Annotated in this window: 11 protein-coding genes; 5 read left to right on the plus strand and 6 right to left on the minus strand. The window is 48.0% G+C overall.

Annotated elements, in window-relative coordinates:
* The first annotated feature begins 109 nt into the window (after positions 1-109).
* Positions 110-1312 (plus strand): TlpA family protein disulfide reductase, encoded by a 1203-nt coding sequence (locus JUB14_RS23550; RefSeq protein WP_207509307.1) that lies wholly within the window; start codon positions 110-112, stop codon positions 1310-1312.
* 163 nt (positions 1313-1475) lie between these two features.
* Here JUB14_RS23550 and JUB14_RS23555 read toward each other — a convergent pair whose 3' ends face one another.
* From JUB14_RS23555 to JUB14_RS23580, 6 genes are all read right to left on the minus strand, one after another.
* Entirely contained in the window at positions 1476-2915 is a 1440-nt protein-coding gene (locus tag JUB14_RS23555; protein ID WP_207509308.1) for a TolC family protein, read from the minus strand.
* On the minus strand, positions 2908-6129 hold the full coding sequence (locus JUB14_RS23560; protein ID WP_207509309.1) for an efflux RND transporter permease subunit: 3222 nt from the start codon (positions 6127-6129) through the stop codon (positions 2908-2910). The genes JUB14_RS23555 and JUB14_RS23560 overlap by 8 nt, the downstream gene beginning before the upstream one ends.
* A 25-nt stretch (positions 6130-6154) precedes the next feature.
* Entirely contained in the window at positions 6155-7243 is a 1089-nt protein-coding gene (locus JUB14_RS23565) for an efflux RND transporter periplasmic adaptor subunit (protein WP_207509310.1), read from the minus strand.
* A gap of 61 nt (positions 7244-7304) precedes the next feature.
* Positions 7305-7619 carry a hypothetical protein gene (locus JUB14_RS23570; protein ID WP_207509311.1) on the minus strand — a complete coding sequence of 105 codons (315 nt, stop codon included), beginning with the start codon at positions 7617-7619 and terminating at the stop codon, positions 7305-7307.
* Between the two features lie 82 nt (positions 7620-7701).
* A complete protein-coding gene (locus JUB14_RS23575; protein ID WP_207509312.1) occupies positions 7702-9057 on the minus strand; it encodes a sensor histidine kinase in 1356 nt (451 codons plus the stop codon).
* 58 nt (positions 9058-9115) lie between these two features.
* Positions 9116-9787, minus strand: a complete 672-nt coding sequence (locus JUB14_RS23580; protein WP_207509313.1) for a response regulator — start codon at positions 9785-9787, stop codon at positions 9116-9118.
* Positions 9788-10094: 307 nt separating this feature from the next.
* Between JUB14_RS23580 and JUB14_RS23585 the strand changes: the two genes are divergently transcribed.
* The 4 genes from JUB14_RS23585 to JUB14_RS23600 all read left to right on the plus strand — a co-directional run bounded on the left by JUB14_RS23585 (position 10095) and on the right by JUB14_RS23600 (position 14241).
* Positions 10095-10673, plus strand: a complete 579-nt coding sequence (locus JUB14_RS23585) for a hypothetical protein (RefSeq protein ID WP_207509314.1) — start codon at positions 10095-10097, stop codon at positions 10671-10673.
* Between the two features lie 100 nt (positions 10674-10773).
* The gene (locus JUB14_RS23590) at positions 10774-12042 is read left to right on the plus strand and encodes a hypothetical protein (protein WP_207509315.1); all 1269 of its coding nucleotides are present in this window, start codon (positions 10774-10776) and stop codon (positions 12040-12042) included.
* A 64-nt stretch (positions 12043-12106) separates the two neighbouring features.
* The gene (locus JUB14_RS23595) at positions 12107-13087 is read left to right on the plus strand and encodes a helix-turn-helix transcriptional regulator (protein WP_207509316.1); all 981 of its coding nucleotides are present in this window, start codon (positions 12107-12109) and stop codon (positions 13085-13087) included.
* Between the two features lie 80 nt (positions 13088-13167).
* Complete coding sequence (locus JUB14_RS23600; protein ID WP_207509317.1) at positions 13168-14241, plus strand: alkene reductase; 1074 nt, start codon at positions 13168-13170, stop codon at positions 14239-14241.
* Positions 14242-14293: the final 52 nt, after the last annotated feature.

Consider the following 14293-nt stretch of genomic DNA (forward strand, 5'->3'; position numbering starts at 1 on the left):
TATTCTTACAATAACCTGTTAGTTTTGCTTAACTGTACAAGGGGTTTATAATCTAATAAGTGTCAGTAATTTTTATTTATCCATAATTTACTTAAATGCGCAGAAACGCATGATGAAGACTTTGTTAGGATTGGTAATAGCAGGCTGGTTGGTCTTTCCAACGACAACCCAGGCTCAGGACATCAGCCTCACCGATGTTTTGAATAAAGTAAACCAAGCCGTCCTAAAACTGGACCAAGGTCAGTTTACATTTCACGATAGGATTACCAAACACGTCGCAGATGATGACTCATCTTATACAGAGTATACAATAAAATGCTTCTTCAAAAGCACTCCTGGCGACTCAGTAATGGGGTATCAGTTAGCTTCGTTTAGAGAAGATGGCTATCATCAGCAGATATATGATGGCAACAATCTTTTCACCGTCATTGGCGAAACTCTCGAAGTAACCGGTAAGCAGACTCACTCCGGTAGGATAAAAGAACAGCTTGAGAACGCAGAGTCAACTTATCTGATCAATACCAATCGAGCTCTTCAAGACTTCAACCAGCCGTCTTCTGCTCAGTACATCCGCAATCTGCTCCCGGACTATTACCTGGGCGAAAAATGCTATAAGTTGACAATTGAATATCCGGGAGATTCACTGAGAACTTCTAAAATTAGCTATTATATATCAGCCAATTCGTTTCTTCCCATAAGAACGGTCTTGACCCTAACATCAATTGTTGGGAAAGTGAAAGAAACGCAGATTTTTGATTACTCGATCACGGGTATGAGCAAAGAGCCACTTGAAGCCAACCAATTCAGCCGGGAAAAACTATCCAACTACCGCATCGAGAAGAATTACGACCCTTCGGAAAAATACGCCAGAGATGAGTTGTTACCAATCGGTTCGCCTGCCCCCAATTGGAAGTTGCCCCTGATCAGCGGCGATACACTGGCCCTGGCTGACCTTAGAGGCAAAATTGTCATAATGGACTTTTGGTTCAAAGCCTGTGCCCCCTGCCAGCAGCAAATGATTTCACTGCAGGCGTTCCATGAAAAGTTCCCTTCAAGTGAGGTGGCTTTTGTTGGCGTCAACACGATAGATGATCCGAAAAAGGACCGCCTGGAGATGTTTTTGAAAAACAGACTCATCAGCATGCCCGGCGTTTACAAGGGCAATTTGATACAACCGCTTTATAATGTTCATGGTGCACCTGCTTTGTTTATCATCGATAAGCAGGGAGTAATTGTCTATACAGTTTCCGGCTATTTATCTAAAACAGGAAGCGAAATTGAACAGATTATCATGAAACACCTGAAACAATGAATCATATTCAATGAAGTGTTTTCATTAATCTACAAGTACCTCATTTGCCAGTGAGAACACCGGCAAAGGCAGAAAGGCAGAAAAGGAGACAGCAGAAAAGCAAAAAAGCTTCTCCCCTCCCAGCCGGGAAGAGGAGAAGCTTCTGTATTAGAAAAACAAGTACTTATTGATTACTCCATCCCCCACCCAGGGCCCGGTATACATTCACCACGGCATTCAGCTGCTGCATTTTGGTTTCAACCAGTTGGAATCGGGACTCCTGCGCATCGCGCTGGGTCAGCAGTACCTCCATGTAGTCGGCTCGCGCTGAGTTGAACAGGCTATTGGAGATAGTAATTGACCGGGTAAGTGCCTCTACCTCCTTTGATTTGACCTGATAGCTTTGTTGCAGGTTACTGATCTTTGCCAGCTGATTGGCCACCTCCATATAAGCGTTCAGAATGGTACGTTCATAGTTATAAACGGCCTGAATCTGGCTGGCATTGGCATTGAAGTAGGCGGCGGTGATCGCGTTCTTGTTGATCAGGGGTGCCGCTACATCACCCGCCAGAGAGAAGATCAGCGACTGGGGCGTCTTCAGCAGGTAAGCCGGATTAAAAGCCTGATACCCTAGGCCTGCCGAAATACCCAACGTAGGATAGAACCGGGCTTTGGCTACCTGTACATCCAGCTTGGCGGCTGCCAGCTCCTGCTCGGCCTGCCGGATATCCGGACGGTTGGCCAGTAGCTGCGCCGGAATTCCGGTCTGAATGGTGACAGGTACCAGATTATTGAAATTCTGCGAGTTTCTGGCCACCGGCTGCGGGTAGCGACCTACCAGGAAGTTGATCCGGTTTTCGGTTTCGATGATCTGCTGCTGGATACCGTACTGCAGATTCTGGGTATTAAGTACCTGAGCTTCAAACCGCTGTACGGCCAGTTCGGTCACGCGGGTAGCCTCTTTCTGTAGCCGCACCACTTTCAGCGCATTAGTCTGAATCTCGATATTCTGCCGTACTATTTCCAGCTCATTATCCAGCGCCAGTAGCTCATAGTACGAAGTAGCAATTTCAGCGACCAGGTTGGTAGTTGTGAAGTTTCTTCCTTCCACACTGGCCAGGTAGCGGTGTACCGCTGCTTTTTTGGCGTTACGCAGCTTATGCCAGATATCCACCTCCCAGGTAGCAACGGCTCCTCCTACAAAGTTGGGTAGCGGTTCCGGTATTTCCTTTCCCGGCTTCATTTCAGACGAAGCCTCCGTAGCGCCCAGCAGTGTGTAACGACCTACCTTATCAACCCCAGCTCCGCCACGCAGTCCTACCGAGGGCAGGTACTCACCCTGTCTGGCCCGGATTTCATTGCGGGCAATCTCAATCTCCTGTCTCGTGATGTTCAGCTCCTGGTTGTTGGACAGCGCCGTATCGATCAGAGAGACCAGGTAGGGATCAGTATAAAACTCCCTCCACTGCATCCGAGCCGAGTTGGTGGTGTCCTGCGAGCCGTTGAAGCTCGCAGGTACTATCCTGTGCTCTGTTTTGGTAATGATAGCCGGGGTTTTACAAGCCGCAAAAGCGAACGACAAACCAGCTACTACCAGGCATCTATATACTATTTTTCTATACATGATTATTGCTACTTTCTTCGGTTACTGGAAATGCATCTAACTGGTGAACCAGACCTTCGGTCAGCGATTCATCCTCTTCATCTTTGATCATCTTACGGCCATCGGCCAGGTGGGCAAATATGTAGTACAGCCCGGGGATGATGATAACCCCAAAAATGGTTCCGAATAGCATACCTCCCAGCGCCGAAGCACCAATGGTACGGTTACCGATAGCCCCGGCACCCGTCGCGATGATCAAAGGAATCAGACCCGCAATAAAGGCGAATGAGGTCATCAGGATCGGGCGGAAACGAACCTTGGCTCCTTCAATGGCCGCCTCAAATATAGTGGCTCCCTCGTGACGCTTCAGAACCGCAAACTCTACGATCAGTACCGCGTTCTTACCCAACAGACCCACGAGCATGATGAGACCGATCTGGGCGTAAATGTTGTTTTCCAGTCCCATGAGTTGCAGCACCAGGAACGAACCAAATACCCCCACCGGCAGCGAGAACACCACCGCCAACGGAATGATAAAGCTCTCATACTGGGCGGCCAACACAAAGTACACAAAGGCCAGTACTATGGCGAATACGTACAGCGACTCGTTACCGCGGGTAGACTCGTCATATGATAGACCTTCCCAGGCGATATCGTACCCTTTGGGCAGGGTTGTGGCGGCTACTTCCTGAATGGCCTTGATGGCATCAGCCGTGGTATACCCCTTGGCCGGAAGTCCCTGGATAGCGGCCGAGTTGTACATGTTGAAGCGGGTAATTTCATTGGGTCCCTGCGACTTTTTCAGTCTCATGAAGGCCGAGTACGGTACCATTTCTCCCGCCTCATTCTTCACATACAGGTTCAGCAGATCGGAGGGTAGTCTTCTGAACTTCGGATCAGACTGCACGTATACCTTAAAGAACTGGTTGAACTTCGTAAAGCCCTGCTCGTAGGTACTACCAATCATGATGTTGAGGTTATCCATTGCTTTTCCGATCGATACGCCCTTCTGCATCGCCAGATTATTGTCTATCTCCAGTTCGTACTGCGGATAATTGGCCGCGAAGAAGGTGAACAAGCCCGTAAGCTCATTGCGCTTAGCCAGGTTATCCATGAACTCCTGATTGATCTTGTCAAACTCGTGGTAGTCGGTGTCGCTGTTCTTATCCAATAAGCGCATTGAGAAACCACCCGAGGTACCAAAGCCCGGAATAGCCGGTGGCTCAAAGAATTCAACGACCGCCCCAAGATCTTTGGACTTCTCTTCCAGCTCTTCCATGATTTCCTTCACGGTATGATGGCGATCCGACCAGTCTTTAAGGTTGATCAGACAGGTACCGGCGTTGGAACCCCGACCTTCGGTCATGATCTCGTAACCGGCCAGAGACGATACTGATTCTACTCCATCGATCTCTTCACAAATCTTCTGAAGCCGTTGCGAAACCTGGTTGGTTTTTTCCAGCGTCGAACCCGGAGGCGTCTGGATAATGGCGTAGATCGTACTCTGGTCTTCGTTTGGAATAAATCCGGAAGGCACGATCAGGTTTTCGTAGAATATACCCGCGCCAAAGGCCAGCAGGACTCCAAACGTAAGCCATCTGCGGCTAACGATGGAGGTTAACAGGCGTACGTACCGGCCGGTCAGTTTATCAAATCCACGGTTAAAGCTGTCGAGTGACCGGGTAAGGATGTTTGATTTCTTGGCGTGCCCATGGTGGCCATTTCCATGGTGGCTCTTCAACAGCATGGCGCACAATACCGGAGTAAGCGTAAGGGCGATGATGGCTGAGATCACGATGGAGCTAGCCATGGTAATGGAGAACTGACGATAGAAAGTACCGACCGGACCCGACATAAATGAGATGGGCAGGAACACCGACACCATAACCGCCGTGATGGCAATGATCGCGCCGCTGATTTCACCGAGTACTTTCTTGACCGCGGCATAGGGCGTTAGATGAGGCTCTTCTTCCATCTTGGCATGGACGGCCTCCACTACCACAATCGCGTCATCCACCACAATACCAATCGCCAGTACCAGCGCAAACAGCGTAACCAGGTTGATCGAAAGTCCGAAGAACTGGATCACAAAGAACGCTCCGATCAACGATACCGGCACCGCCAGGATCGGGATGAGGGTCGAGCGCCAGTCGCCCAGGAATATGAATACCACCAGGGCTACCAGTATGAACGCGTCGCGCAAGGTATGGATCACCTGCTCAATAGAGGCATCCAGGAACTTGGAGACGTCGTAGCTGATCTTGTAATCCATGCCCGGAGGGAAGAAAGGCTTCATTTCCTCGAGCTGGGCTTTTACATCGGCAATTACATCACTGGCATTACTACCGTAGTTCTGCTTCAATACAATAGCCGCCGAAGGACGACCATCCAGGTTGGAGTAGATGTCAAAGAATTCACTTCCCAGTTCTACCGTAGCGATATCCTTCAGGTGAATGCTCTCCCCTTCGGAATTGGCCCGGATAATAATACTCTCGTACTCTTCGGGCTTATTGTACCGGCCCTTGTAGGTAAGTACGTATTCCAGCGATTGGGCGGCTATACCGGAGCTTTGGCCTAACCGGCCCGGACGTCCGATGATACTCTGCTCACCCAAGGCCTTCATCACTTCCTCGGTCGAGATGTTGTAGGCCCGCATGCGGTCAGGGTTCAGCCACACACGCATGGCGTAACGCCGGCTACCCAATATCTGCGCCCGCGCTACCCCTTTGATCCGCTGGATTTCCGGGATCATCTTTACGGTGGCGTAGTTGAACAGAAATTTTTCGTCCATGCTCCTTTCCTTCGAATAGAGATTGACGTACATCAACATACTGGGCTGGATAGGCGTAATCACCACCCCCTCGCGCTGTACCAGCTCGGGTAGCAGGGGCATTACCTGGTCTACCCTTGTTTTTACCCGGATCACCGCATCATTGGGGTCAGTACCCGGTTCAAAGATTACCCTTAGCGTAGCCTCACCGGCACTGGTGGCATCCGTAGCGATATAGCGCATATCCTGCACCCCGTTGATGGCGTTTTCGAGGGTAATCAGGGTTGACTTCACCAGTACATCGGCACTGGCTCCGGGATAAGCAATGAAGATATTGACGGTAGTGGGGGCAATCTCGGGGAACTGCGAAATAGGCAGCTTCTTGATGGCCAGAACACCCACGAAAACAATCATGACCGATATTACAATAGCAAATACGGGTCTGCGTATGAACTTATTAAACATGTCTTACGATAGTTAGGATACCTGATTATTCCGCGTACAAATCCAGCTGAGACAGGACAGTACCAGGCTCCACGAATTTTGAGTGTATCTTTTCATTCTCCCGCACCAGGCGCAAGCCCTCCAGCAGGATCTTATCATTCTTATTCAGCCCTTTCTCAACCACGAAGATGTGGGGTAACTCAGCGGCTACGGTGATCTCTCTGGACCTGATCACATTGTCTTTATCCACCACGTATACATACTTCTTGTCCAGTACCTCGAAGGTGGCTTTCTGCGGGATGATCAGAGCGTTGCTCAGCGGTACCTTCATCTGTACGTTACCGGTTTCACCATGTCTCAGTAGCTTATCGGGGTTGGGGAAAGTAGCCCGGAAGGCAATGTTTCCGGTCTCGTTATTGAAGTCCGCTTCGATGGTTTCTACAACACCTCCCTGGTTGAACAGCTTGTTGTTAGCCAGGAGCAGGTTTACTTTGGTCTGTCTTTCATTTTTAACCTGCGCTTTATAATCCAGGTACTCCGCCTCGGGTACGTTGTAGTACACCCACATTTTGCTGTTGTCCGAAAGCGTAGTCAACAGGTCTCCCTCATCCACAAGACTACCCAACCTGACCTGAAAATGATCCATGATGCCGGAGAAGGGCGCTCTGATCTGCGTGAACTGCAGATGGGTCTGTGCCAGTGACAGTTCTGCTTTGGCCTTGTCCAGTTTAGCCTTGGCCAGCGCCAGTTCATTTTTGGATACGACGTTGTCATCCGCCAGCTTCTTGGTATTCTGGTATTCAAGCTCTACGTAGTTAACCTCCGCCTCTGCTTTCTGCTGCTCAGCCTGGTACAGCATGGGCATGATCTGAAACATCAGCTGCCCTTTCTGTACATACTGCCCTTCGTCCACGTAGATCTTCTGCAGGTAGCCTTTTTCTAATGCCCTGAGCTCAATATGTTGTATGGAGCGAACCTGAGCTACGTACTCTTTGATAACCGTGGTATCCTTCTGTAAGGGACTGGTCACCAGGAAGCTGGTTTTTTCTTCCTTGGGTTCTTCCTCTTCTTTGTGGGCGTAGGTGGAACAGCCCATCATGGCGCACAAGCCCATGAACACGAGTAGTTGCTTCATACTGATTTTATTTTTCACACGAATTTTCTTTTAAGGATTAGTAAGTGTGGGCCTGGCCCTATTAATGAATTGCCGGATGGGGAGAAGTACCCGAGGCGCGCTGAGCAGTACTTCTGGGCACGGGAGGGGCGTTAGAGACCTGCTCCAGGTGACGAATCAGGCTATCTTTCTGGTCGATAGCCCATTTGCAATCTGATAGTTGCTGTTGAAAAGCCTTATTATCCACCTGCTGGTGTGAGATCCGTAATCCGGCGTCATAGAGGCTCCGCTGACGGATCAGGTTGTAAAGCAGGTACCCGTTGAACACCAGCGAAAGAGCCAGTGCCAGCCCAAAGCCGTAGAGCAGAATAGAAGCGGAAGAATGACGACGTTGCATAGCTTGTGTCTGAAATTATGACACAAAGCAACCACCGTAACATTAAAACGGTATGAGAAGGAAATTAGAAGTTATTAGAAGCTCAGTCCTGTCGGGGCAAATGTATGGTTACCGTAGTACCCTGGTTAAGGCTGGAGTTGATCTGGAGGGTCCCCTGGTGCAGGTCTATGATCTTCTGCGTCACAGCCAGGCCAATGCCATAGCCCGATACTCCCTCCACATTAGTACCCCTGTAGAGTGGGTCCAGTATGTGCGCGGCGTCGGCTTCGGCAATACCCCGCCCGCGGTCAGTTACTGTTACCGTGACTTGTTCGTCCGTGGCCTGCAGCTGTACCGCTACCGGGTCGCTGGAGTACTTACAGGCATTATCCAGTACATTCAGCAGGGCGGTGGTCAGCAACGTGGAGCTGCCTTTTACCGTGACTAGGTCTTCCTCCGTCATCATGAATTGCAGCGGCAGGCTCCGGCCGGGGTACTTGGCCTGCACCTGCTCGATGGCCGTCAGCAGACAATCATCCACCTGTACGGTGGTGAGGTTAACCGTTCCGTCGGTGACCTTGGCTAAGCCCAGCAGACCATTGGTCAGGGCTATGACCTTTTTCAGCTCTTCCACGGCCACTTCCATGCTTTCGCGCCAGTCAGCGGGGTCTTTGTCGTACCGCAGGGAGGTTTCCAGGGTACCCAGGGTGTTGGTGAGCGGGGTACGCAACTCGTGCGATGCGTGGGAAACAAAGCTGCGCTGGGATACAAACGCGTCCTCCAGCCGAAAGAGCATCCGGTTAAAGGTCATGGCCAGCTGGGCGATTTCATCCCGCCGGTTGCCTTCGTTGACCCGCTTGTGCAGGTCCACGGCCGTAATCTGCTCCACTTCATCCACGATCTGTGAGATGGGCTTAAGTACCCGCCCCGAGAAGTACCAGCCCGCCAGTACCGTCAGCGAAAACCCCAGCAGGTTGGCCAGCAGCAGGATTTGTTGCAGGGTACCCTGCTTGGCAAAGCCAATGCGGTCGTAGCCGGAGGCAAATATATAGAACAACTGCCCCCGGTCCCGGTAAGGCAGTACGATCGACTCCAGGTGACCGCTCCTGAACTCGAACAGCGACTCGCTGGTCAGCTGCGGGATCTTCTCTTTGAAATAGTCGGATTCTTTGAGATTGCGGTTGGTAAATACCAGGTTGTGCTGACTATCGTAAATGCTGATCTGCTCCTCCACGATGGTGAGCAGGTCGGTGCGTACCATGTTCTCAAAAAAGTTATCGTGCAGATGCCGCTGCGATATCAGAATACGTCCGGTCAGGCGGGCCTTGCCCTCTAGTATGTTATAAAACTCCTCCTGACGGTACAGCGAATAGAAGTACCACACCAGCAGCGACAGCGTGACCTGAATGGCCATGGTCAGCAGCGTAAAAATAAGCGTCAGTCGGTTTCGTATCAGCATGGAGGTGGTTAGGCCCGGGGTTGGGAGGAAATATTATTTTAGGTATCCATAGTGAAGCTTAGCTCTCACGAAGGACGTACCCCATGCCCACGATGGTGTGTAGCAGCTTGGGCGAAAAGTCCTTATCGATCTTCTTGCGCAGGTAGCTGATATACACGTCGATCACGTTGGTATTGCTGTCAAAGTTCAGGTTCCAGACGCGCTCGCTGATGTCCACCCGCGAGATGATCTTGCCCTTGTTGAGCATCATGTACTCCATCAGGGAGTACTCCCGGGTCGTAAGGTCGATGCGCTGGCCGGCCCGGGTTACGGTTTTGGTATCCAGGTTCAGTTCCAGATCGGCCAGCCGGAGTACCTGCTTCTGCTTGGGGCTGTTGCGGCGCGTCAGAGCCCGGATGCGCAGCAGCAACTCCTGAAACTCGAATGGTTTGGCGAGGTAGTCGTCTGCCCCCGCGTTGAAGCCATCGGCCTTGTCGGCCAGGCTGTCAAGCGCGGTGAGCATCAGCACAGGTACCGTCTCATTTTCCTGACGGATCAGCTTACACAGCTCAAAACCATTGATCTGCGGCAAGTTCACATCCAGTATGATAATGTCGTAGGGATCTTTCCGAAACAGCGACAGACCGGTACGCCCATCGAACGCCACGTCGACTTCGTACCCCTCGGCCGATATCCCTTTGCGGATAAATGATACCATCCGCTCTTCGTCTTCAACTAAAAGTACTTTCATGGAATACTATGGGTTGCGTATGCGCCTTTAATGGCAATAGCTCAAGCAGGTACTGCCGGAGGTTGTTTTACTTCGAAGAGCCTGAAGCCGGTTTAGCTCCGTACTTGCCAGTTTAACTGCAAAGATACTGAAGATTAATTTTCTGGATAGAAACTATTTAGAGACTAGTACCTACATACCGTTACATAAGTTTTCAAACAATAGGTTGGAAAACAGTTCGTATAGGTACTATTTTAGAAGGCACGCAGTAACCAATTGAGTCCGAGCCCTACTCCATGGTTACATTATTTATAATTAATTATAAATAATGAAATTCATATTTCACAATTTAAGTAAAGCTATAATGAACAAAATAATATCACATGAACTATCTAAGTTTGGTAAAGTTGACATAGCCCTCCATAAAGAATCAGCCATTTTCTACGATTTATTAGAAGAAAAAGGCATAATAAACTATTTAAAAAATCTTGATCATCTAGGTTTTATATCAAAGTCACACCCTGGGAATAATCATAAAAGGTGGGATTATGTAATGCTCCAACTATATATCTTACACAAGCTTAAAGACGAGGTTTTTAGAACAGGTTTAAGTAGTGGACATAGAATAGATGGTAGACATGAAGTATCCGGCTTAGTTATTTTACAAATTGCAGTTTTCTTTTCAAACATAGGCCATTTAAAAGGCACTTTATCATCTGAGGTTGGCTTTCTCGACTTTTTAGAAAGGAACAACTATGCAAAGTCTGACTTCCTAAGTAATATCTCGGACAGTCAAGATTGGATGGATTTTACAAATAATATTATAAACAATAAAGACTATTACAAAATTAAGTATATCATAGCATTAAATTTTTTTAAAGAACCACAACACAAACCCTCTCATTGAGAGAATAGTATTATCATTCTTCAAAAGCTCTCTTACAAATGACGAACCTAAGCTCAGGAAGCTAAAATGGATATTCAATAAAGTAAGGCAAATAAGCTTTATGTACTTAGATAGTTTCAATAGTGACTTCCCATTTTTAATTGACATCACTAAAATCCTTTTAAATACATTTAACTACAAATCTGTCTTCAACCCAAATTCATCTGACTTTGAGGGATTTTACGACTCATCAGAAACTACACTTACAAAAAAATTATATATCTCTCCATACGCTTCTTTACTTTATGAATATAATAAAGTGAATTTCATAGAGTACCTTTCGAACGAGTCTAAAAGAAAAGGCAATAATAAATTAACGTTCGATGACTTCTTTATCAACCTAACTAATAGAAAGGAATTTGAAATAATAACTCCTAATGGGTTGAAGTGCTACCAGTTCTATCTATCTAAAGAAGATATAGAGATCTGTGGAATTAAGCAAGAGCTATTCAATTATGAAGAGGCAATCTTAAACAACTACCAAAGACAGAGCGATTTCAACTCATTATTAAATAGAAAATTATCATCCAAGAAGAATAGAGTATCTTTGATACATGACGGAAGAAAGTCTTTATTCTTCAACAACCTAATTATTGACTTCAACTCAATCACGAAGCAAGAGCAGAGCCAATTCCTATTGAATTACTTTAACGTACATTTGAATTTTATTAGTAGCTTTAAATATAATTATAGCTTACAGAGTTTCAAGTCTTTTGCTACACCTTTCTTACTAAAACATTATTCAAGGAAAGTTTTCCTACAACTCTGCAAGATCTTATTCTATTACGATCATGACCTTAGCGCTTATATAAAATTTGACAACCATCAATTAATATCAAATCTATCAAAATCAATAACTGAGTTCCACCCCACAGGATTTCTTAAAACTAAGTCATCCTTCGTAGGCTTACTTAATAGATATTTACAAATCAATGAAATACCTAGCGACATAAAGAATAATTATAGATTAGCCAAACATATAGTAGAAACTGTAACTACTATTGATCGCAACTTCAATGTATTCTACTGCCTATTTCCTATTGAATTGGATAAATATGAATTAAACCCCGACAGGCTTTATAAGCTACAGAATCCAGAGAGCGTTAAGCCTATTACAGATATTGACCTCATGTTCGTCATATTTAACAGTAGCAAATTTGAATTATATATTCTCGAAGGAAAAGACCAATCTAGCGGCTTTGAATCAGCTGTTAGACAAGACTTCACACAAAGAATAATACCTAATTTTAGATTTCCAGATGCTGCACCAACAATTCAAATAGTCAATATAGACCAAGCAAAAGGTGGCTATATATGTTTCAGTAATTAATTAATGGACATGAAATAGTCAAATACAAGCTCACAAAGTACCATGTCCTACACCAAGTTGACCAATGCTACTCGAGTTTACAGCATCACACCATTTTGATTTTGTCAGGCAGTTTGCGGAGCTGATCAAGGTACCGGTACGGGATAATTTTCTGGAAATACCCCAGACGCTGGGCGAAGGCTACATCCGGAAGGTAGCTTTTGGGGACGATTTCAGGCTGATGATCCACCGCTATACCCTCACCGAAGACCTGGTGATCAAGCGGAACCCGGCGGTGGAAGCGAGTGACCTGCTTAGTATCTTCTTTTATACCAACGAGCAGCCGATCGAACTGAGGTACAACAACGACAACAGCATCCCCTTCTCGCAAAAGAATGAGTCTGCCATACAAGTTACCACCATCGATCTAAGCTCTACCATTCGTTTTCCGGCCCACAGCCACACCCAGTACATGGTAGTAGGTATCACGGTTGCTAAACTGAAAGCCCTCCTATCCATCGATCAGCCCAACTCTACGATCAAAACCATCACGACTCAGAACGCTTCATTCCTGTTTTTTGAGAGTATGGATGCAGAGATGCAGCTGCTCCTGAAAAATATCGCTACCGTCAATATGCTCGATCCGCTGAGCCATTTCTATGTACAGATAAAAGTACAGGAGCTCTTGTACCTGCTTTTCAGCAAGCTCTCCCGGCGCGAAAACACCAGCTACCGGAGTATCAACAGTGCCGATGCCGAAACACTACTGCTCATACGCAATGCAATCCTGAGCGACCTGAGCACGCCACCCGTACTGAGCGAGTTGGCACAAAGGGCGGCCATGAGCGAGACCAAGCTAAAGCAGCTATTCAAGCAGACCTTCGGCGATACCATCTACAACTACTACCAGAGGGTCAGGATGGAAGAAGCCGCTTTCCTGTTGAAACAGGGTAAAAGGTCCGTGTCGGAGGTTGGGTACGAACTGGGCTTTACCAATCTCAGCCATTTCAGTAGTTTGTTTGAGAAGCATTACGGTATCACGCCCAAGAAGTACTCCGCCGGATAGAGCTATTTTACGGCCAAATACAGATATTTTACCTGCATATTACCCGCCATCTTTGCTGTACCAAAATAAAGAACAGCACTATGGAAAAGTTATTCGAGCTCTTCAGCAAGGGCAAACTCCAATTGAAAAACCATCTGGTAATGGCCCCCATGACCCGGAGCCGGGCAATCGGCAACCTGCCCAACGACCTGATGGTAACCTACTACGCGCAGCGCTCGGCGGCGGGCCTCATCGTGACCGAAGGTACCGCCCCGGCACCGGAGGGGCTGGGGTATCCGCGTATTCCGGGTATTTATTCCCAGGAACAGGTTAGCGGGTGGAAAAAAGTAACCAGTGCCGTTCATCAGAAGGGGTCTAAGATATTTGTACAGCTGATGCACACCGGCCGGATCGGGCATAGGGATAACCTGCCGGAGGGTGTACAGGTAGTGGGGCCATCGGAAATCAAAGCCGCGGGTGAGATCTTTACGGATAACAAGGGAATGCAGGAACATTCGACACCTGTTGCCCTTACTACTGATGGTATAGCCTCGGTAATAGACGGCTATGTAAGATCAGCCCAAAATGCCATGGAGGCAGGTTTTGACGGGGTGGAGCTACACGGAGCCAATGGATACCTGCCGGAGCAATTCCTGAACCCCAACGTGAACAACCGTACCGACGCCTACGGTGGGAGCATCGAAAACCGCAGCCGCCTGACGCTTGAAATAGCCAAACGAGTGGCCGATGCTATTGGCCCGGGAAAGGTAGGTGTGCGTATATCGCCATTTTCTACGCTGGGCGACTTACTACCCTATGATACGGAAGAGGTACATCAAACGTACGCGTATCTGGCCAGTGAACTGAACAAGTTGGCTATTGCCTACATCCACATCTCGGCCAGTCCCAGCATTCCGGAAAAGACGTATGAGGCCATACGTTCGGCCTTTGCCAATACCCTAATCTACTGCAACGGCTTAACGCCCGAAACCGCCGAAGCCAAACTACTGGAAGGCTCGGCTGACCTGGTAGCCTTTGGCCGAAGTTTCCTGGCCAATCCTGATTTTGTGGAGCGTATTGAAAAAGGAGCCCCCCTGAATGCGGTGAACTTCGGCGCGCTGTACACGCCCGATGCCGTCGGCTATATTGACTACCCGACGCTATCCGAGCATTAACATTGAAAGCGATGATGCGTAAAAGGGCTAACGTGCTGAAAGGAGCGTTAGC

This window comes from Telluribacter humicola (genome assembly GCF_017355935.1).
GTDB classification, from domain to species: domain Bacteria; phylum Bacteroidota; class Bacteroidia; order Cytophagales; family Spirosomataceae; genus Telluribacter; species Telluribacter humicola.